This is a genomic window from Kytococcus sedentarius DSM 20547 (assembly GCF_000023925.1).
Classification (GTDB): Bacteria; Actinomycetota; Actinomycetes; order Actinomycetales; family Dermatophilaceae; genus Kytococcus; species Kytococcus sedentarius.
Genome location: NC_013169.1, coordinates 1,537,366 through 1,557,244, shown reverse-complemented (window position 1 = coordinate 1,557,244; position 19,879 = coordinate 1,537,366). Strand labels below are relative to the sequence as shown.

At 70.1% G+C, this 19,879-nt stretch carries 18 protein-coding genes, 1 tRNA gene, 2 pseudogenes, 1 riboswitch and 1 other annotated feature; of the genes and pseudogenes, 15 read left to right on the top strand and 6 right to left on the bottom strand.

Translation table 11 applies throughout. The annotated features are described in order from the left end of the window. The first annotated feature begins 76 nt into the window (after window positions 1-76). The 3 genes from KSED_RS07400 (at window position 77) to KSED_RS07390 (ending at window position 4,254) form a co-directional block, all read left to right on the top strand. Window positions 77-153: transfer RNA gene (locus KSED_RS07400), tRNA-Pro, on the top strand. A 274-nt stretch (window positions 154-427) separates the two neighbouring features. Next, window positions 428-2,161 carry an RHS repeat-associated core domain-containing protein gene (locus KSED_RS07395; RefSeq protein ID WP_015779481.1) on the top strand — a complete coding sequence of 578 codons (1,734 nt, stop codon included), beginning with the start codon at window positions 428-430 and terminating at the stop codon, window positions 2,159-2,161. 776 nt (window positions 2,162-2,937) lie between these two features. Then, entirely contained in the window at window positions 2,938-4,254 is a 1,317-nt protein-coding gene (locus KSED_RS07390; RefSeq protein WP_041291415.1) for an ISL3 family transposase, read from the top strand. An 18-nt stretch (window positions 4,255-4,272) separates the two neighbouring features. Here KSED_RS07390 and KSED_RS07385 read toward each other — a convergent pair. After that, a pseudogene (locus tag KSED_RS07385) lies at window positions 4,273-5,223 on the bottom strand (IS3 family transposase); the annotation flags it as partial. After that, window positions 5,124-5,226, bottom strand: a sequence feature (AL1L pseudoknot). It overlaps the preceding pseudogene by 100 nt. Before the next feature lie 87 nt (window positions 5,227-5,313). Here KSED_RS07385 and KSED_RS07380 point away from each other — a divergent pair. Next, window positions 5,314-6,471, top strand: a complete 1,158-nt coding sequence (locus KSED_RS07380) for an IS30 family transposase (protein ID WP_015779478.1) — start codon at window positions 5,314-5,316, stop codon at window positions 6,469-6,471. On the opposite strand, the gene KSED_RS07375 is transcribed toward KSED_RS07380, so the two are convergent. Beyond that, window positions 6,433-6,741 (bottom strand): transposase, encoded by a 309-nt coding sequence (locus KSED_RS07375; RefSeq protein ID WP_015779477.1) that lies wholly within the window; start codon window positions 6,739-6,741, stop codon window positions 6,433-6,435. The genes KSED_RS07380 and KSED_RS07375 overlap by 39 nt on opposite strands. Window positions 6,742-6,806: 65 nt before the next feature. Here KSED_RS07375 and KSED_RS07370 point away from each other — a divergent pair, with 65 nt between their 5' ends. Continuing rightward, a complete protein-coding gene (locus KSED_RS07370) occupies window positions 6,807-7,022 on the top strand; it encodes a GIY-YIG nuclease family protein (RefSeq protein ID WP_015779476.1) in 216 nt (71 codons plus the stop codon). Between the two features lie 100 nt (window positions 7,023-7,122). Here the strand turns inward: KSED_RS07370 and KSED_RS07365 are convergent, their stop codons facing one another. Continuing rightward, window positions 7,123-7,365 carry a type II toxin-antitoxin system Phd/YefM family antitoxin gene (locus tag KSED_RS07365; RefSeq protein ID WP_015779475.1) on the bottom strand — a complete coding sequence of 81 codons (243 nt, stop codon included), beginning with the start codon at window positions 7,363-7,365 and terminating at the stop codon, window positions 7,123-7,125. A 114-nt stretch (window positions 7,366-7,479) separates the two neighbouring features. On the opposite strand from KSED_RS07365, the gene KSED_RS07360 reads away from it, so the two are divergent. Together KSED_RS07360 and KSED_RS07355 are read left to right on the top strand one after the other, a co-directional pair. Next, on the top strand, window positions 7,480-11,355 hold the full coding sequence (locus KSED_RS07360) for a Pls/PosA family non-ribosomal peptide synthetase (protein ID WP_015779474.1): 3,876 nt from the start codon (window positions 7,480-7,482) through the stop codon (window positions 11,353-11,355). Between the two features lie 39 nt (window positions 11,356-11,394). Beyond that, window positions 11,395-12,711 carry a M1 family metallopeptidase gene (locus KSED_RS07355; protein WP_015779473.1) on the top strand — a complete coding sequence of 439 codons (1,317 nt, stop codon included), beginning with the start codon at window positions 11,395-11,397 and terminating at the stop codon, window positions 12,709-12,711. Between the two features lie 43 nt (window positions 12,712-12,754). On the opposite strand, the gene KSED_RS13660 is transcribed toward KSED_RS07355, so the two are convergent. The 3 genes and pseudogenes from KSED_RS13660 to KSED_RS15650 form a co-directional block, all read right to left on the bottom strand. Then, complete coding sequence (locus KSED_RS13660) at window positions 12,755-13,285, bottom strand: 4'-phosphopantetheinyl transferase family protein (protein ID WP_015779472.1); 531 nt, start codon at window positions 13,283-13,285, stop codon at window positions 12,755-12,757. A 52-nt stretch (window positions 13,286-13,337) separates the two neighbouring features. Further along, window positions 13,338-13,796 carry an acyl-CoA thioesterase gene (locus KSED_RS15555; protein WP_015779471.1) on the bottom strand — a complete coding sequence of 153 codons (459 nt, stop codon included), beginning with the start codon at window positions 13,794-13,796 and terminating at the stop codon, window positions 13,338-13,340. Window positions 13,797-13,836: 40 nt separating this feature from the next. Next, window positions 13,837-14,049: riboswitch (cobalamin riboswitch) on the bottom strand. A 67-nt stretch (window positions 14,050-14,116) separates the two neighbouring features. Then, window positions 14,117-14,690: pseudogene (locus tag KSED_RS15650) on the bottom strand (LssY C-terminal domain-containing protein); the annotation flags it as partial. Between KSED_RS15650 and fdhD the strand changes: the two are divergent. From fdhD to KSED_RS07305, 8 genes are all read left to right on the top strand, one after another. Further along, window positions 14,689-15,534 (top strand): formate dehydrogenase accessory sulfurtransferase FdhD, encoded by an 846-nt coding sequence (gene fdhD, locus KSED_RS07340; RefSeq protein ID WP_015779470.1) that lies wholly within the window; start codon window positions 14,689-14,691, stop codon window positions 15,532-15,534. The pseudogene KSED_RS15650 and the gene fdhD overlap by 2 nt on opposite strands. Window positions 15,535-15,599: 65 nt before the next feature. Beyond that, window positions 15,600-16,430 carry a DUF881 domain-containing protein gene (locus KSED_RS07335; RefSeq protein WP_015779469.1) on the top strand — a complete coding sequence of 277 codons (831 nt, stop codon included), beginning with the start codon at window positions 15,600-15,602 and terminating at the stop codon, window positions 16,428-16,430. Next, complete coding sequence (locus KSED_RS07330; RefSeq protein ID WP_015779468.1) at window positions 16,427-16,759, top strand: small basic family protein; 333 nt, start codon at window positions 16,427-16,429, stop codon at window positions 16,757-16,759. Before KSED_RS07335 ends, KSED_RS07330 begins: the two co-directional genes overlap by 4 nt. Further along, the gene (locus KSED_RS07325; RefSeq protein WP_015779467.1) at window positions 16,752-17,498 is read left to right on the top strand and encodes a DUF881 domain-containing protein; all 747 of its coding nucleotides are present in this window, start codon (window positions 16,752-16,754) and stop codon (window positions 17,496-17,498) included. Before KSED_RS07330 ends, KSED_RS07325 begins: the two co-directional genes overlap by 8 nt. A gap of 63 nt (window positions 17,499-17,561) precedes the next feature. Beyond that, window positions 17,562-17,951 carry a glycine cleavage system protein GcvH gene (gene gcvH / locus KSED_RS07320; RefSeq protein ID WP_015779466.1) on the top strand — a complete coding sequence of 130 codons (390 nt, stop codon included), beginning with the start codon at window positions 17,562-17,564 and terminating at the stop codon, window positions 17,949-17,951. A gap of 76 nt (window positions 17,952-18,027) precedes the next feature. Continuing rightward, complete coding sequence (locus tag KSED_RS07315) at window positions 18,028-18,486, top strand: FHA domain-containing protein (protein WP_015779465.1); 459 nt, start codon at window positions 18,028-18,030, stop codon at window positions 18,484-18,486. Then, window positions 18,483-19,193, top strand: coding sequence for a transcriptional regulator FtsR (gene ftsR / locus KSED_RS07310; protein ID WP_015779464.1), 711 nt, complete (start codon window positions 18,483-18,485; stop codon window positions 19,191-19,193). The genes KSED_RS07315 and ftsR overlap by 4 nt, the downstream gene beginning before the upstream one ends. Window positions 19,194-19,325: 132 nt before the next feature. Further along, the gene (locus tag KSED_RS07305; protein WP_015779463.1) at window positions 19,326-19,877 is read left to right on the top strand and encodes a MerR family transcriptional regulator; all 552 of its coding nucleotides are present in this window, start codon (window positions 19,326-19,328) and stop codon (window positions 19,875-19,877) included. Window positions 19,878-19,879 lie beyond the last annotated feature (2 nt).

Sequence of the window (19,879 nt, the reverse complement as noted above, 5' to 3'; positions counted from 1 at the left end):
CCCCGCGCGTCGGGGGCGGATTGGGGCAGGGGCCACCGATGGGTTATGGTTCTCTCCGCTCCGCGTGCGGGGCGATCGGGCTGTGGCGCAGTTTGGTAGCGCACTTGACTGGGGGTCAAGGGGTCGCAGGTTCAAATCCTGTCAGCCCGACCAAATCCGCTGGAATATCAGCGGATTCTTGGTCACCGAGGTGATGGAGAAGGTCGCAAGAGGACCGATGTCACCGCTGGAGTCACCGCAAGGACAACGAAAGGCCCCGACATCACACGGTGTCGGGGTCTTCGCGTTGCCTCGACGGTACTTCCGCAGCACCCGCATGGCGAATGTCTGCGGTGGTTGGGCCCGGAACCGGAGCGCCTGCTGAACGCGCGCAAAGGCCGACTGTAGGGTGACGGGTACAAGACGGGTGCTTGACCAAGGGACTGCAGTGGCGAGGCTGAACCTGAAGGCCATCGAGGAGCGCGTCGCTCCCCTGGGCGGTCGGGATTCCTACGACCGTGAGTTCATCTTCGAGTTGCTGCTGGCCTACGGGAAGCCGCAGGGCAACGTCACTCGGCTGCGCAACGGGTCCCTCAGTGTCGCGGTGGACCCCGCCACCGAGGTCGCCCAGAAGAACGTCGTCTACTTCAAGGAGACCACCGACGATCCGCTCGCCGCGTCGCCCCATCAGATCCGCCGCCCTCACTGGGACGTGGTCGTCCTGGGCGACTTCACGGAGTCTGATCGGTTAGTTCTCGACCTGACGCCGCCCGCCAGCACCCCCCGTGACGTCACCTGCCATCACGGTCCTTGCGAGCCTCCAAGAAACCCGGGGCGGTTCAGTGCGGGTGTGGTGACGACCACCCCGGGGCAGGACAGTGCCCCGGCGACCTGCCAAAAGCGCAGATACACGTTCGACGTGAACTCCAACCGGTCCCGCACGACCAGCTCGGACTGCGCCACGGGGTCTGCTGCGGCCACAACGTGGGCGTATAACGCAGGCGACGCCTCGACTACCGGTGGTAACGGTCAAGGCGCGTACTCCTATGGCGCGTTCGGTCGGCAGACGACCATCCCGAAGGCGGACACACCCACCGGGGACGGTGACCTGACGATCGGGTACTACCACGACGACGCCCCCCGACTGGTCGCGCAGGGTGGTGTGGTGACGACGTTCACCCGTGACGCTGCCGGTCGGCGGTTGGGTCAGTCCACGACGGGGTGGGCACAGACCCCGCAGGACGCTTCAGCAGTCGGTGAGTTGGTCCGGCACTACGGGGACGACTCGGACAACCCGACCTGGGTGACCTTCGAGGGCGGCACTGAGCGGTATCTGCCCGGCCTGGGTGGCGACCTGGGCTTGCAGATGAACACCCGCGGCCAGACGGCCGAGACCGAGCTGACGGTGACCAACCCCCACGGGGACATCGTGACCACGATTCCTCTCGGTGACGGGAACACCGCGACGGGAATCAGTGCCTGGTCGGACTACACCGAGTACGGCACACCCCGCACGCCAGCCACCACCGGCCTGGTCCACGGAGTGACCGGGTACGGGTGGCTCGGCGGAAAGGAACGCGCCACCCCCACCGGCACCTTCGGCCTCACCCTCATGGGCGCCCGCCTGTACAACCCCGTCACCGGCCGCTTCACCACCACCGACCCCGTCTACGGCGGAAACGCCAACACCTACACCTACCCCGCAGACCCCATAAACATGACCGACCTCAACGGCTTGTGGTCATGGGGCAAGCGCAAATGGCGTCAGGCCAAGAACGCATGGTCTCGCCAGTCACGTGCAGTCACAGGGAATTCACGTGCCGCTCGTTGGTATCGCGGGGGGTGCTCCTGGGCGCCCGGGATCGCTGGCAGTGCGTGCAGTGCACATATTTCAGCTTCCTATTGGCAGACCGATAGGCGCGAATCAGCCAGGTGGGGTGCAACAGCCTTGGCGTCGAGCTTCGGTGGAAATTATGCGAGCAAGGCGTGGCAGTCTAAGCACTTGTTTGGCAAACTTCCAAGGATGAGTTTTAGGCGAGGCTGGAAGAAGAGAGGTTATTGGCGAAGCCGTTTTAGTGGCCGCAGGTCAGCGATATACTGGTCCTCGCATATCCATGGTATGGCTGCCGGAGGCTTTGTAGACGGCTTCGGCCGTAGATTTAAGTGGTGGGGTCGAAAGTGAGTACTTGGAGAAGTCCCGGACCTGCGGCAGCGTTTCTTTACATGGTTTCCCTCTGGTTCCCACTTATTCTTTTTCTAGCAATCTCAGGTGAGCCCTTGTTTCTTTCAGCTGTTTGTTTGTTCGTCGTTGCCTGGGCGATCCTATTCTCTCTGGAGGCGCGAACGCGCGTCCAGATTAATCCCTCAAATATTGTCCTGCAAGGACCCGTGATTGGACGAGTCGTGATGTCGACGGAGGAGGTCGAGGTATCTTGGTCCCCCGGAAACCTTACTAAAGGTATATCTCCATATGGGAGGGGTGCGGCGATTTGCATCCGTGAACCAAGGGGGAGGGGAGGGTGTGTTGAGGTTCATTATATTTTTCCTTTCTTAGAGCTTCTGGCGCGCCGAAAAATCGAAAGAATCGTTGGGTACTCCATAACCTAGGAGAGTGGGTAAAAAGACCATGGTGGTGCGGAGTCAACTGAGAACGCAGAGTCCATCTATCTGCAACTGCGGCGATGCCACCTCTGATCCGGTCGCCCTGGCGGACGAATGGATCGGGCCCTCGACAATGGATGTCAGTTGTACCCCAAGGAGCTGTTTGCGCTCAGACATTTGAGGAGTTGGGCATGTATCGATGCACTGAAGCGCCCTGGGTTTCGTGGCTCTTCCCAGATGAGGGTGTAGGCGACGCAGCAGCCGTGGTGGGAGGGCGCGGCGCGTCGGTGCCCGGATAGTGGTCGAGGCCTTCCGAGGATGGAAGTTCTCACACTGCCCATCCAGGAAGACCTCGACGTGCCCGACGCTACCTTCGCGACCCCTGATGTGACGACTTTCTGCCGCCTCGACGAGCTCGGTCTCGTGGTCGTGGGCCAGCAGGTGGAGCCGGACCGCGCGGTGCTCCTGTGCCGCGTCGAAGAGGACGATGCGGCGCGCTGGTGCCGGCGCTGCGGCTGCGAGGGGAGGGCGCGGGACACCGTCACCAGGGAGCTGGCCCACGAACCGCTGGGGTGGCGGCCGACCACGCTGTTGCTCACGGTCCGCCGCTACAAGTGCACCGGCTGCGGGCACGTCTGGCGGCAAGACACCACCCGTGCCGCCGAGCCCCGAGCGAAGCTGTCCCGGACCGCGCTGCGGTGGGCGCTGGTCGGACTCGTCTGCCAACACCTCACCGTTGCTCGCCTCGCCGAAACTCTCGCCGTCTCCTGGGACACAGCCAACGCCGCTGTGCTGGCCGAAGGCCAGCGGCTCCTGCTGGACGACCCGACCCGATTCGATGACGTGAAGGTGATCGGCGTCGACGAACACGTCTGGCGTCACACCCACCGCGGCGACAAGTTCGTCACCGTCGTCATCGACCTCACCCCGGTCCGCGACAAGACCGGGCCATCGCGGCTGCTGGCCATGGTGGAGGGCCGCTCCAAGGAAGTGTTCAAGACATGGCTCGCTGCCCGGCCCAAGGCCTGGCGCGACGGCCTCGAAGTCGTCGCCATGGACGGGTTCACCGGCTTCAAGACCGCCACCACCGAAGAGCTCCCGCAGGCCGTCGCCGTCATGGATCCCTTCCACGTCGTCCGCCTCGCCGGCGACGCCCTCGACCGCTGCCGGCGCCGGGTCCAGCAAGAACTGCACGGCCACCGCGGCCGCAACACCGACCCGCTCTACAGATCCCGACGCACCCTGCACACCGGCGCCGACCTGCTCACCGACCGCCAGACCCAACGCCTCACCGCCCTCTTCGGGGACGACGACCACGTCCAGGTCGAAGCCACCTGGGGCATCTACCAGCGCATGATCGCCGCCTACCGACACCCCGACCGCACCGCAGGCCGACAGGCCATGAGCAACCTCATCACCAGCCTGACCTCCGGCGTCCCCGCCGCGCTCACCGAGCTCGTCACCCTCGGCCGCACTCTGTCCAAGCGGGCAGAGGACGTCCTGGCCTACTTCGACCGACCCGGCACCAGCAACGGCCCCACCGAAGCCACGAACGGTCGCCTCGAGCACCTCCGCGGCTCCGCCCTGGGCTTCCGCAACCTCACCAACTACATCGCCAGAAGCCTGCTCGAGACAGGCGGATTCAGACCCCAACTACACCCTCGATTGGGATGAGCCGGTTTCGTTCCGTGGTTAGACGGTCGCGGGCGCGGTCGTCGTGGGGTGAGTGTAGGCCGCTTCGACCGCTGCTGGGGTGCGGTAGTCGAGAGCTTCGTGGAGGCGAGCCGTGTTCCACCAATGGACCCAGCCCATCGTGGCGAGCTCGACCTCGCTGACTGAATCCCAGATCCGCTTGGAGTAGATCAGCTCCGCCTTGTAGAGACCATTCACGGTCTCGGCAAGCGCGTTATCGTAGCTATCTCCGACGGTGCCGACTGAAGCTTTCACGCCTGCCGTGATGAGAGCGTCCGAATAGGCCAGCGAGACGTACTGACTGCCCCTGTCGGAATGGTGGATCAATCCGCCCTCATTCCTACTTGCCCCCGTTGAGAGAAGTGCGTGCTCCAGTGCCAGCAGTGGCAGATTCTCCGTGTGGAGTGTGGGTGCGACCGCCCAGCCGACGATTCTGCGTCTGAAAACATCGGTGATGAATGCGACGTAGCAGAATCCGGTGAGTATCCGAACGTAGGTAATATAGGCGACCCATAGCTGCTGCGGCCGAGCCGCGACGAACTTCCGCTCGACAAGGTCGGGACGCTGGTCATCTCCGACCTCTGGACGGGTAGTGACGGGGATGCGACCTCGGCGAACACCCTGGAGGCCAGCGATCTTCATCAGTCGTGCCACCTGGTCTCGGCCCACGTCCCATCCCGCATGCCGCATGGCGTGCCACATCTTCCGGACCCCGTAGACGCTGTAATTCTCCTGATGAATCCGCCTCACCTCCTCCACGAGCATCTCGTCCCGGAGGCTTCGAGCGGATGCCGGCCTGGTCTTCCAGGCGCGGTATCCTCGGGAGGTGATGAACCCACATTCTGTCGCACCGAGGATGCGACAGATGGCCTCGACCCCGAACTTCTCGCGATGCATGTCGATGAACGCGATCATTTCGTCGTGGGGCGGTCGAGTTCCGCTGCGAAGAAAGCCGACGCCTTGCGCAGGATCGGCGGATTCAAGCGGTCAGTGCAACGAGTCCTGTGAGATGAGGTAGTCGCCGATCACAGGAGGGCCCGGATGCAGGGCAAGCACGGTCATCTCAGTCGGGAGCAGAAGCAGCTCGCGCTCAGGTTGCATGCCAAGGGCTGGCGGCTGGTCGACATCGCGAAGGAGGTCGGTTGCAGCGCGCCGATGGTTGGCATCATGGCCCGCGCTGGCAGGCACGTCGAGGCCAGGCCGTTCGGCTGGGAACCACGTCACGGCTGCCTGAGGATCGACGAGCGCGAGCAGATCCTGATCGGGATCAACCGCGGCGACACCTTCACGGCGATCGCGCGCCAGCTGGGTCGGGCCGTGTCCACTGTCAGTCGCGAGGTGAAGCGCGGTGGTGGCCGAGCCGGGTACTCGGCCTGGCACGCCCACGAGCATGCCCGCGAGCAGGCTCGACGGCCCAAGCGGTTCAAGCTCGCACCGGGCCGACTCCTCGAGGAGGTGGCCAAGCGTCTCGAGCAGCTGTGGTCACCCCAGGAGATCGCCGCGCGCCTCCGGTTGGATCACGCCGACGACCCGGAGATGCGCGTGAGCCACGAGACGATCTACCAGTCGCTGTTCGTGCAGGGACGCGGCGAGCTGCGTCGCGAGCTGGCCCGGTGCCTGCGGTCCGGCCGCGCCACTCGCAGGCCCCGTGGGACCACCGACGGCCGTGGCCGAATCCCCGGCATGGTGATGCTCAGCGAGCGTCCTGGCGAGGCAGATGACCGTGCAGTACCGGGTCACTGGGAAGGCGATCTGATCCTCGGGGAAGGCAGCCGCAGTGCAGTCGGCACCCTCGTGGAACGATCCACCCGGATGACGCTCTTGCTGCACCTGCCAGACGGGAAGAGCGCTGAGCAGGTAGAGGCCGCGATGCGTGAAGCGATCACGACGTTGCCCACGTCATTGGCCAGGACGATCACGTGGGACCAAGGCGCCGAGATGTCCAAGCACGCCGCGTTCACCACGGCCACCGGGTTCCCGATCTACTTCTGCGACCCGCACTCGCCGTGGCAGCGTGGCAGCAACGAGAACACCAACGGGCTGCTGCGCCAGTACCTCCCCAAGGGCAGTGACCTGAGCACCGTCACCCGCGAGGAGCTCGACGCGATCCAGGACAGCCTCAACGGCCGGCCACGCAAGACGCTGGGCTATCTGACACCATCAGAGAAGCTCGCAGAGTTCCTTGCACCCACCGCTTGAATCCGCCATCTCGTTCGCGCGTCGCAGCTCGAGGTTCTCCCTGCGCAGCTTGGTGATCTCCTCGGCCTCAGCGGTGTTCAACCCTGGAGCCTCACCTTGGTCGATGCGGTCTTGCTTCCACCAGTTCCGCAGGGTGTGGGGTGAGATCCCGCCGAGAGCTTCGCCGACGGCGGTGCAGGCAACCCAGCCGGAGCACTGCTCGGCACTGACGCGTTCTTCGATGAGCTTCAGGGCACGAGCCTTGAACTCGGGGCTGTACTTCTGGGGCATGATCCGATCCTCCTTGAGGAAGTAGGTCGGAACGAAACCCAGGACGCTTCAACCTCAGGGCTTCGGTGCTCGAGAATCTCCTGCACCGCGTATTCGCCGATGTCCGGCTCGACGTCAGCCAATCCGGCCGTGACGGTCGAAACTACGACCCATCCGAGTGGTACGTGGTTCCCCAGCCGGTTATCGACCAGGCCATCGATCTGATCATCTCCGGAGAGATCGTCAACGTCGTGTACGACCGTTCTGCCCAGCGGCTCGTGACGCGTTCTCCGAGTAGTTAGCGTCAGCCACGGTTGGGCTCACCGCTGACACGTCCGGGTGGAACGGGGTTCAATCCGCTCATGCTGACCGCTTGGGGGGCGGCCCATGAACGGCCGACGTCTACGTGTTCGGTTCCTCGGCACCCGTGCCAACGCCGTCAGCACGGGTCTCCTGGATTGAGGCGGACGTGCCGGGGGTGGAAGTGGGGTCGATGGTCTCCTGAATCGCGCGCCAGTCGTCCTCGCTGACGAGCACAGCGCTGCCCCGATCCCCGACGATGGTCACAGGGTCGCTCTCGGCGATGACCTGATGGATGAGGCGTTCCATTTCAGTGAGTGCACGCGTGGCGGGAACAGCGGTCATAGGCACAGCGTGGGGAGTTCCAGAGGCTGAGCAAGCCGCTCCGCCCCGGGTCCACGTGAGCAGCTCCAGTCGCACGGATTCGAACTTCTCGCAACTCGGTGGGATCATCCTCTGATGCCTGCTTGTCTTGCGGCCGCTGCGCGCGATCCCCTTCGCGCCGGTGGTCTCGCCCCCGCGCCCCGCACCCTGGCGGACCTCTTCCTCGACACCGTCCAGAGGGCCGGGAGCGCGCCGGCGATCCGGGCCGGCGGACGCGTCCTGACCTACGACGAGTTTCATGAGGCGTCCGCCGAGCTCGCAGCGCGGCTGGCGGAGCTCGGCATCGGGCGGGGTGACAAGGTGGGCGTCCGCGTCCCCTCCGGCACCGCCGACCTGTACGTCGCGATCATGGGCATCCTGCTCGCCGGGGCGGCCTACGTCCCGGTCGACGCCGACGACCCCGACGAGCGTGCCCGCACGGTCTTCGAGGAGTCGGCCGCAGCCGCCGTCGTGGGGGCCGATCTGGTCATCTCCTCCCGGCTGGCCGAGGCACGCAAGCCCGTCGAGCCCGAGCTGCCGGACCTGCAGGACGACTGCTGGGTGATCTTCACCTCCGGCTCCACCGGCAAGCCCAAGGGGGTGGCCGTCACGCACCGCTCGGCGGCCGCGTTCGTCGAGGCCGAGGCGCGCATCTTCCTGCGGCGAGCGTCCATCGGACCCGGCGACCGCGTCATGGCAGGGCTCTCGGTGGCCTTCGACGCCAGCTGCGAGGAGATGTGGCTCGCCTGGGCACACGGCGCCTGCCTCGTGCCGGCACCCCGCTCCCTGGTGCGCTCCGGGGTGGACCTAGGCCCCTGGCTGGTCGCCAACGACATCACCATCGTCTCCACCGTACCCACCCTCGTCTCGATGTGGCCCGCCGAGGCGATGGACCGGGTGCGGCTGCTCATCGTGGGCGGAGAGGCCTGCCCGCCCGAGCTGGGGGCGCGCTTCGCCACTGACGACCGGGAGGTGTGGAACACCTACGGGCCCACTGAGGCCACCGTCGTGGCCTGCGCCGCGCAGGTGACGGCCGAGCCGCCGGTCCGTATCGGCCTGCCGCTGGACGGCTGGGACCTCGCCGTCGTGGACGCCGACGGGCACCCGGTCGGGCCGGGGGAGGAGGGCGAGCTGATCATCGGTGGCGTCGGCCTGGCCCGGTACCTCGACCCGGAGAAGGACGCCGAGAAGTACGCCCCGATGCCGACGCTCGGCTGGGAGCGCGCCTACCGGTCCGGTGACGTGGTGGTCAACGACCCCGCGGGCCTGCTCTTCCGCGGTCGCGCCGACGACCAGGTGAAGGTCGGCGGGCGCCGCATCGAGCTGGGGGAGATCGACTCCGCCCTCCTCCAGCTGCCAGGGGTGGCCGGGGCCGCCGCCGCGATCCGCAAGACCGAGTCGGGCAACACCCTCATCGTCGGCTATCTCACCGTCGACGAGGGCTTCGACCGGGCCGCCTCCGTGACCCGTCTGCGCGCCGACATGCCCGCCGCGCTCGTCCCGCGACTGGCCGTCGTGGACGACCTGCCCACCCGTACCAGCGGCAAGATCGACCGGGACGCCCTGCCCTGGCCGCTGCCGGACGAGGACGGTGCCGACACCGGTGCGCTGAGCGAGACCGAGCAGTGGCTCGCCGAGATCTGGAACACCGTCCTGGGTGCCCGCCCCACCAGCCCCGAGGAGGACTTCTTCGAGCTCGGCGGCGGCTCGCTCACCGCGGCGCAGATCGTCGCCCGCGTGCGCGAACGATATGTGAACGCCACGGTGGCCGACGTCTACGAGCACCAGACGCTCGGTGCGTTCGCGAGCTGGCTGACGGAGCTCGACAGCCCCACCGGCCGGCTCAACGAGCAGGTGATGCCCGTGGCCCGCAGGACCCAGCTCGGGCAGCTGCTCGCCCTGCTCGGTCTGCGCACGGTGAGCGGGCTGCGGTGGGTCTTGTGGGTGGCCCTCGCCACGCGGGTCGTCCACGCCCTGGGGTGGGAGGTGGCATCGAGGGTGCCGCTCGCCCCGTGGTGGCTGCTGGCCGTCCTGTGGCTGCTGCTGGTGCTCCCGGCCGGCCGGCTGGCCCTCTCCGCCCTGGTGGCCCGCCTGCTCCTGCGGGGTGTCGTCCCGGGCAGCTACCCCCGGGGCGGCGGGGTGCACCTGCGGCTCTGGCTGGCCGAGCGCTTCGCCGACGAGGCTGGCGCCGGGACCATCTCCGGGGCCGGCCTGGTGCGCTGGTACGCCCGCCTGCTCGGGTGCCGGGTGGGGCAGGGCGTCGACCTGCACGCCATGCCGCCGGTCACCGGCCTGCTCACCCTCGGCGACGGCGCCGCCGTGGAGCCGGAGGTGGACCTGCTGGGGCACTGGGTCGACGGCGAGACCCTCCACATCGGAGCGATCGATATCGGGGCCAACGCCCGCATCGGTGCCCGGTCCACGCTCGTGGGTGGGTGCAGCATCGGCGAGGGGAGCGAGGTGGCCCCCGGGTCCACGGTCCTCGGGGCGGTCCCGGCCGAGGAGCGGTGGTCAGGCTCGCCGGCCATCCGCGCCGGCCAGGCCCGTGGTCCGTGGGCCGAGCCGCCCCGGTCCCGCCCGGTCTACATCGCCCTCTACGCCCTGACCGGTGTGGTCATCTCCCTGTTGCCCCTGGGCGCGATCGCCGTGGCCGGGCTCGTCATGTGGCGCCCGCTGGCCGGGGCCGGGACCCTGGGCGAGGCACTGCGGACGGGCCTGCTGTGGCTGCCCCCGGCAGGGCTGGTGGGATACGCGACCCTGGCGCTGCTCATCCTCGTTCTGGTCCGGCTAGCCAGCATCGGCCTGGAGGGTGGTTACTACCCCTCCCAGAGCCGTAGGGCCCTGCAGGCCTGGGCCACGATCCGGCTCATGGACGAGGCCCGCACCTGGCTCTTCCCGATGTACGGCGGGGCGATCACCACCGTGTGGCTCCGGGCGCTGGGCGCCAAGGTCGGCAAGGACGCCGAGGCCTCAACCGTCCTCATGATCCCCAGCCTCACCCGGGTCGGGGCCGGCGCCTTCCTCGCCGACGACACCTTCATCGGCGGTTACGAGCTCGGTGGCGGTTGGCTGCGCGTGGAGCGGGTGAAGATCGGCCGCGGTGCCTTCGTCGGCAACTCCGGCATGACCGCCCCCGGGCGCAAGGTGCCCAAGGAGTCCCTGGTGGCCGTCCTCTCGGCGGCCCCCCGCCGCAAGAAGGCCAAGGCCGGTGCCTCCTGGGTGGGCTCGCCGCCGGAGAAGCTCCGCCGCGCGCCGTCGGAGGTGGACAGCTCCCGCACCTACGACCCGCCCGGCCACCTGCGCCTCCTGCGCGGCCTGGTGGAGAGCTGCCGCGTGCTCGCGCTGCTGGCACACCTGGTGCTCCACCTGCTCGGCGCCGGGGCGCTGGTGTGGATCGCCGCCCGGTGGGGCTGGCTGGTGGCCGGCGCCGTCTCCGGGTTGGTGCTGCTGGCCTGCGGCCTCGTCGCGGTGGGTGTCGCGGTGGCGGCCAAGTGGATGCTGGTGGGCCGCTTCCGGGCCTCGGAGCACCCGCTGTGGTCCGGCATGGTGTGGCGCAGCGAGCTGGCCGACTCGTTCGTGGAGGCCGTGGCCGTCCCTTGGCTGCTGCGGGCCATCCCGGGCACCGCCCTGATCAGCCTCTACTTCCGTGCGATGGGCGCCCGGGTGGGGAAGGGCGTGTGGTGCGAGACCTACTGGCTGCCCGAGCACGACCTCATCGAGATCGGCGCCGGCGCCACCGTCAACCGCGGGTGCGTCGTGCAGACCCACCTCTTCCACGACCGGGTGCTGGCCATGGACACGGTGCGCCTGGGGGCCGGCTCCACCATCGGGCCGAACTCCGTCATCCTCCCGGCCTCGGCGCTGGGCCGTGACGCCACCGTCGGCCCGGGCTCGCTGGTGATGCGCGGGGAGTCCGCGCCGGACCGGACCCGGTGGATCGGCAACCCCATCGGCCCGTGGATCGAGGCGTAGGGTGACCGCTCCTCCACACGTCCACCGGAAGAGGCGGCGATGACGCACCCTGACCCCTACCTGCCCGCTCACGGTGACACCCGGTACCGGGTCCATCACTACGACCTCGCGCTCACCTACTCCGTGGTGACCAACCGGCTCGACGAACGAGCGCGCCTCCACGTGCGCACGGTCGAGCCGACAAACCGGATCGACGTGGACCTCCGTGGGCTCCAGCTCGGCGGCGCCAGCGTCGACGGGAAGCCGATGAAGTACCGCCGCACGCGCGGTGGCTGGTCCATCGTGGTTGGTCAGCGGGAGGCCGGTGAGGAGCTCGTCGTGGACCTCCGGGTCTCGGGCAAGCCGCGGCCGGCTCCCGGCGTCCACGGTGAGGCCGGATGGGAGGAGCTCACCGATGGGGCGATGGTGGGCTCCCAGCCGCAGGGCGCGCCGTCGTGGTTCCCGTGCAACAACGACGCCGCGGACAAGGCCACCTACCGCATCGACGTCCTCACCGACCTCGACTACCAGGTGGTGGCCAACGGCACCCGCACCCACAGCGCGCAGGAGGGCCGGCGCCGCCGGTGGGTGTACGAGATGGACCGCCCGATGGCCCCCTACCTCGCCACGGTGCAGGTGGGCCACTACGTGGAGACCCCGTGCGAGGCGAACGTGCCCGTCAGCATCGTGCACCCGCCCGCCGTGGGCGTCGGCCAGGGGACGGCCTTCGAGCACCAGGGGCGGATGGTCCAGCACTTCACCGAGCTCTTCGGGCCCTACCCGTTCGCGGAGTACCGGGCCGTCGTCGTCGACGACGACCTGGAGATCCCGCTGGAGGCGCAGGGCCTGAGCACCTTCGGGCGCAACTTCGTGGAGCCGACCTGGGAGAACGAGCGCCTCGTGGCCCACGAGCTCGCCCACCAGTGGTTCGGCAACGCGGTCACCGGCGAGCTGCTGCGGGACATCTGGCTGCACGAGGGCTTTGCCTGCTACGCCGAGTGGCTGTGGTCCGACCACCGACGCACCTGGTGCGACAGCCCCAGCGTCCAGGAGCAGGCAGCGCGCCACCACGCGGCGCTGCACGACCTGGACGGCGGGATGACCCTGGCAGAACCCGGTATGAGCAGGATGTTCGACGACTGGGTCTACAAGCGGGGAGCGCTCACCCTCCACGCGGTGCGCGCGGTGGTGGGGGACGACACCTTCTTCCGGCTGCTGCGCAGCTGGGTGGCCACCCACGACGGGGGGACCGTCTCCACCGCGCAGTTCGAGGCGCACTGCGTCGCGGGTTCCGGTGAGCTGGGCGGCCGCGTGGGCCAGACCCTGCACCGCTGGCTCCACCGGGCGGACCTGCCGCCGCTCCCGGAGTTGAGCTGAGCTGCGCTGCGCTGACCTGCGTTGAGCCCGGTGCAGGCGGGCCTCAGTGCCGGACGAGGCGGATCTCCGCCGGTGGGGTCACCGCCACGGCGATGACCTGCCCGTCGAGTTCCCCGTCGACGATCGTGCCGGGAGGCCCCTGCCGGACCGCTCCGTCCTCGGCCAGCCAGATCCGGCGGGGGTCGGTGGCCAGCCCCGTTCCGTGGGCCTTGAGCAACGCCTCCTTGCGGACCCACAGGCGGGTACGGGCGTGGTCGTCCGCACACCGTTCCTGCCGGTGGAGGGCCACGGCATCGAACCCGGCGAAGGCGGCCGCGCCCCGGTTCTCCACGTCCACGCCCACCGCGGAGCCGGCGCACAGGGCGGCGACCGCGGGCCCGGGCGAGCGGGGGCGGGACAGGGAGACGAAGAGGCCCTCGGCGCCCAGGAGCACCGGTCGGCCGTGCCGGCCCGAACCGCAGCGAGGACAGGCACGGGTCAGCGCCAGGCCGTCCACCCCCGTCACGGTCCGCGCGAGCGCCAGCAGGGCGGCGCCGGCGTCGCCGGTGGTGCGGACCAGGTGGATGTCGGGCATGGGGGCACCGTAGACGGCCCGTGCCGCCGGCGCCCTGTTGGCGGACGCCCCGTCAGGCCACGGGCAGCGCGCGGGGCCGGCCTGCATCGTCGGTCGCCACGAAGGTGAACTCCCCGCGGGTGATGAGGTGCTCGTCCTCGGCGTGCCGGTCGCGCGACCAGGCCTGCACGGTCACCTGCAACGAGGTGCGTCCCTCGTGGACCAGCTCGGCGTAGACCGAGACTTCCGCCCCGACCATCACCGGGCGGTGGAAGGACATGCTCTGCACGGCCACGGTGGCCGCGCGCCCCCGGGAGCGCCGCGAGGCCACCGAGGAGGCAGCGAGGTCCATCTGCGCCATCAGCCAGCCGCCGAAGATGTCCCCGTACATGTTGGCGTCCCCGGGCATGGCGGTGACGCGGATGGCGGGCGGCTGGTCCGGCGGTGTGGCGGCCCCCCACCCGGCCCCCGACGACGCGGGGAGACCGGACGCGGCAGGGGAGGTGCGGGGGGACCGGGTGGTGACAGGCATGGGTGCCCCGTTCTGTGCTGGCCCGGTGACCCCGCCGGGCGAATCGGCTGTGGCCGAGGCAGGTCTCCTGGCTCGCGGGTCACTGGCTCCTCCCTGACCTTCCCGGCCCAGCTGGGCCAGTGGTCGTCCCACGGGAGGTGCCTCGCCGCACACAGTTGCGGGGACAGCGTCGGCTGGGTGGTCGCCACCGGCGGCACCGTCCGACTTCCCTCTTCGCCACCCCGGGGGGTGGACCTCGACGACCGGGAGTCTAGGCCCGTGCCGCGGCGCGGCGGCGCTGGGCGCGCAGGGTGCCCACCGCCAGGGCCACCACCGTCGTCGCGGTGGTGGTAGCCGGTGGAGAAGTCCTCGATGACGCGCACCCCGACCGCCGGGTCGGCGTGGGTGAGCGTGTCCACGATGTAGTAGCGCTCCGCATCGGTGTCCGCGCCGATGCGGTGGGTCACCTGGAGCGTGAACCAGGACAGGCCCACCGCCCGGTCGGAGGTGCCGGCGGCCACCCAGTCCACCTGGTGGCCGCCCGAAGAGGAAGAGCGAGCTCACCGGTGCCTCGGGGTAGGACCGGCCGGTCAGCGAGCTGGTGACGATCCGCCGGCTGCTCGAGAGCGTGATGGGGTCGGCCACCACCCAGACCGCGGACGTCATCGCGGCGTGCACCTGGTCGGCCGAGCCATTGAGGGCCAGGCCCGAGCGGGCGAGCACGACGGCGAACCAACAGGCCAGGACGGCACCCACGACCAGCAGCAGTTGCTCGACCACGACGACGACGCCGCCGGGGTGCGGGAGCCGGGCGCGGGTGGGGGGACTGGCGGTAGGTCGGCACGGGGCGGCGGGGCACGCCGGCAGACCACCGGCGCCGGGCGGTGTGGCGGGCGCGTGAGACCCTGCCCCCATGGGACGCATCACCGTCCGCCGGCCGGTCCGGCGCATCCGAGGCAGCGAGCCGCCGCGCCGTGTCGTGGACACCCTGGCCGCGGAGGAGCCGCTGGAGATCCGCATCGCCGGCACCCCCCTGGCCGTGACCATGCGCACCCCCGGGCACGACGTCGAGCTCGCCACCGGGTTCCTGGTCTCCGAGGGCATCATCCGCACGGCGTCGGATGTCCGCGCCGCCATCCACTGCGGCGGGCCGGGCACGGGGGGTGGTCAGGCCAACACCTACAACGTACTCGACCTCGCGTTGGCCGACCACGTGCCGCCGGTGCCGGCCTCGGCCGAGCGGAACTTCTACACCACCAGCAGCTGCGGCGTCTGCGGCAAGGCCAGCATCGAGGCCGTCCACACGGTCTCCGCCCACGACCTGCACGCCGATGCGGTGACCCTCACCCCGGAGCGCATCGCCGGGTTCCCCGTCGCGCTGCGCCGGGCCCAGGAGGTGTTCGAGCGCACCGGGGGACTCCACGCCGCGGGGCTCTTCGACCCCGCCACCGGTGAGGCGCTCGTGGTCCGCGAGGACGTCGGCCGCCACAACGCGGTCGACAAGGTCATCGGGTGGGCCGCGATGCAGGACCGCTTGCCCGCCGCCGGCACCGTGCTGCAGGTCTCGGGTCGGGCCAGCTTCGAGCTCGTGCAGAAGGCGGTCATGGCGGGCATCCCGGTGCTGACGGCCGTCTCGGCGCCCTCCTCGCTTGCGGTCGAGCTGGCCGACTCCTCCGGTCTGACGCTGGTCGGTTTCGTGCGCGGCGACTCCATGAACGTCTACACCCACGCCGAGCGGGTCGAGGGCGTCACCGAGTGACGGGGCGGGAGTAGCATGCGGCGCCACGGCACACCGCCTGTGGCCGACGTCCGGAAGGGAGGGGCATGGACCAGCAGCAACCGCGGCAGGGTCCGGCCAACCTCATCGAGCAGCTCCTGGCCCAGCCCCTGGAACCGTCCTACGAGGCCGAGCACGCCCGCCGCACGGGCCCCGGCGCGGCGCCCCCCACCCTTGCCGCCCGCCTCGCGGCCCGCCTGGTGATGCTGGCGACCACCGTCCTCATCGGCGTGCTCGTGGCGGTGGGCTACCAGACCCTGCGCGCGCCCGATGCGGTGTCCTCTCCGCGCGCGCAGCTCGCCGAGCGCCTCTCAGAACGCCAGGAGCTCCTCCGGGACCAGTCGGAGGCCCTGGCGCGTGAGCAGCGTGCCGTGGAGGAGCAGCAGCGACGCGTCCTGACCAGCGGCGGCCAGGAGGACCTCGCCGCCACCTACGAGGCGAGTGCCGCCGCGGCCGCCGCCACGGAGGTGAGCGGTGACGGCCTGCGCATCCGGCTGGACGACCCCGCCGTCGAGGACCCCGCGGAGCGGGTGATCGCCGCCGACCTGCAGCGCCTGGTGAACCTGCTGTGGGCCGCCGGTGCCGAGGACGCGGCGATCAACGGTCACCGCCTCAGCGCGAACGCGGGCATCCGCTTCGCCGGCAAGGCCCTGGTGGTCGACTTCCGCGCCCTGGAACGGCCGTACACCATCGAAGCGATCGGTCCGGAGGAGCTCCCGGGCCGCTTCGACGAGCTCGGCGGGTCCACCCAGCTGGCGGTGCTGCGTGACGACTTCGGCATCCGGGCCACCCTCGAGGGCGTCCAGGGCCTCGTGCTGGCCCCCGACCCCACCCTGTCCCTGCACCACGCCCGCCCGATCACCGTGGAGGCCCCATGATCCCCATCGTCGGACTCGTCCTCGGCATCGTCCTGGGGGTCTGGCTGCAGCCGGACGTGCCCCTGTGGCTCGAGCCGTACCTGCCCATCGCCGTGATCGCCGCCCTCGATGCGGTGTTCGGCGGCGCCCGCGCGGCCCTGGAGGGGATCTTCTCGGAGAAGGTCTTCGTGGTCTCGTTCCTCTCCAACGTGGTGGTCGCCGCGTTCATCGTGTGGATCGGTGACCAGCTCGGGGTCGGCGCCCAGCTGACCACCGGCGTCGTGGTCGTGCTGGGGCTGCGCATCTTCAGCAACGTCGCCGGGATCCGGAGGCACCTCTTCCATGCCTGAGCCCGACCAGGACGCCCCACGCGAGGAACCACGCCGCCGGACGCGCCCGGCGCCGATCCGTCGCGCCCCCCGCCGGCGGCAGGGGTGGCGTGCGCTGACCGGCGCCGGGAGCCTCACCGTGGCCCTGCTGCTGGGGGCGCTCGGCTTCGCCCTGTCCACCAGTAGCCTCGACCGTTCCCGCGACACGGTGCGCGAGCTCTCCGAGGCCGAGCTGGTCGAGCTGCTGCACGACGTGGAGCAGCACGACGACGAGCTCGACGAGCAGCGCCGGGTCCTGCTGGAGCAGAAGGCGGCCCTGGCAGCCGGTCAGGACAGCTCCGAGGCCGAGCGCCAGGCCCGGCAGCGTGCCCAGGAGCTTGGCATCCTCGCCGGCACGGTGCCGGCCTCCGGGGAGGGCATCCAGATGACGATCCCCGCGGCCGGTGAGCTCGGCGCCCCCGCCCTGCTCGATGCGGTGCAGGAGCTCCGCGACGCCGGGGCCGAGGTGATCGAGGTCAACGACCGCCGCGTCGTGGCCTCCACGTGGTTCGTCGACGACAATGAGGGGCAGGTGGTCATGGACGGCGAGCCGTTGGAGCCCCCCTACCTCGTGGTCGCCATCGGACCCGCCCAGACCATGGCCACGGCCATGGAGATCCCCGGCGGGGTGGTGGAGTCCGCTCAGCAGGAGGGCTCCACGGTGCGTGTGCTGGTGCTGGACGAGGTCCGCATCGAGTCCGTCGTCCCCCTCGACGGGTGAGTCGCCCCCGGACTCCACCACGACCGGACTAGGATTGCCGCAACCATCACCCGAAGGAGTGCGATGAGCGACATGGAATACCCCCAGGATCTGCTCTACACGGACAAGCACGAGTGGCTCCGTGAGGCCGGCGACGGCGTCTACCGCGTCGGGATCACGGCCTACGCGCAGGACGCGCTGGGCGACGTCGTGTTCGTGACCCTGCCCGCCGTGGGCGACACCTTCTCGCGCGACGACGCCGCCGGCGAGGTCGAGTCCACCAAGTCTGTGAGCGACGTGTACTCCCCCCTGACCGGGGAGATCACCGCCGTGAACGAGGCTCTGGACGCCACCCCGGAGGCCGTGAACACCGACCCCTACGGTGAGGGCTGGATGTTCGAGATCAAGGTCACCGAGGCCTCCGAGGTGGAGGAGCTCATCGACGCCGAGGCGTACGCCGCGACGCTCGACTGACGTCAACCACCCCCGGCGGGTGCCGGACCCCCGCGGTCCGGCACCCGCCGCCCCCGACTCTGAAAGGACCAGGCGCATGACCTCCAACCCGGGGGAGACTCCGCACCTGCCCGACGCCGCGACCTCCCGCATCGAGGTCGCCCCCGGCGCCCCGACGGGCCAGCACACCCGCACCCCCGGCGTGATGACGGACGTGGACGCAGAGATGATCGCGGCGCTGCGCCCCGGCACGGCCCTGCTCCTGATCCCCAGTGGCCCCTCGGCCGGCGCCCGGTACCTGCTCGACGAGGAGCAGTCCGCCGTGGGGCGCGCCCCGGACGCCGACATCGTGCTGGACGACGTCACCGTCTCCCGCCACCACGCCCGCTTCGAGGCGACGCCCGAGGGATCCTTCCGAGTGGTGGACACGCGCTCGACCAACGGCACCTACGTCAACGACGAGCCGGTGGAGTCCGCCGACCTGGCCCAGGGCGACGTGGTGCAGATCGGCAAGTTCCGGCTGACCTTCCACCCCGCGACCGCGCTGGACGCATGACCGGGGAGGGTCGCCACACCATCGGGCAGGTGGTCCGTGAGCTGTCCGGGGACTTCCCCGACCTGACGATCTCCAAGGTGCGCTTCCTGGAGGGCAAGGGGCTGATCACCCCCGAGCGGACCGCCTCCGGCTACCGCCTCTTCTCCGACGACCAGGTGGAGCGCCTGCGGTTCATCCTGACCTCCCAACGCGACCGCTTCTGGCCGCTGAAGGTGATCGCCGACGCCCTGGACCAGATGGACCGCGGGTTGGACGTGGACCTCGACGCCCCCGCCCCGGGTCGCCCGGCACCGCCTCCGCTGGGGGCGCTGCGCGCCGGGGGAGGGACGCCCGTGGAGGCCGCTGCCTTCGCACCCGGTGAGCAGGCCGTGCGGGTCAGCCGCGCCGAGCTGTGCCGGAACGCCGAGGTCACTGCCGAGCAGCTGCAGGACATGGCCTCCTTCGGTCTGGTGCAGGCCGACAAGGACGGGTGGTACACCGCCCTGGACGTGGAGATCGCCCGGGCGGTGGGCACCTTCGCGAGCTTCGGGCTCGAGCCGCGCCACCTGCGCATGTTCCGCCTCGCCGCCGACCGCGAGGCCGCCCTGGTGCAGCAGACCCTCACCTCCTTCCGCCCCGCCCCGGAGCAGCGGGACGAGATGCGGGCCCGGCTCGCCGCTGCGTGCCTCTCGCTGCACGTCGCCCTGGTGCGCGCCGAACTGGGCTGATCGCCCGGCCCGTTGGCCCTCCTCGCTCGCCTGGGGCCTCACCCTCGACCTGAGGATGAGGTTCTCTGGGCGCGCTCGCGGCCCGGCGTGGCGGCGTTGCCTCCCCGGGGGCGGGGCAGTACCGTCGTCCTCGTGACCACCAAGCCGCCCGCGCAGGGCCTCCCGGGAGAGCAGGAGCCCCTGTTCGAGGACCCGGCTGCCGCAGCCCGTGACGCACTGGGCTACCGCGGCCCGCAGGCCTGCGCCGCGGCGGGTGTGAGCTACCGCCAGCTCGACTACTGGGCCCGCACCGGCCTGCTGCGGCCGAGCGTGCGCGGGGCCAGCGGATCCGGCACCCAGCGGCTGTACTCCTTCCGCGACATCGTCGTGCTCAAGATCATCAAGCGCCTCCTGGACACGGGGGTCTCCCTCCAGCAGATCCGCGTGGCCGTGGACGCCGTCGCCGACCGTGGCGCGGACGACCTCGCCTCCCTGACCCTGATGTCGGACGGCGCCTCGGTCTACGAGTGCACCAGCGACGACGAGGTCATCGACCTGGTCCGCGGGGGACAGGGTGTCTTCGGCATCGCGATCTCCAGCGTGTGGCGCGAGGTCGAGGGGAGCCTGGGCGAGCTGCCCGGGGTGCAGGGCGCGGACGCCGTGGTCGACGAGCTCGCTGCGCGCCGTTCCCGCCGCGGCGCCTGAGC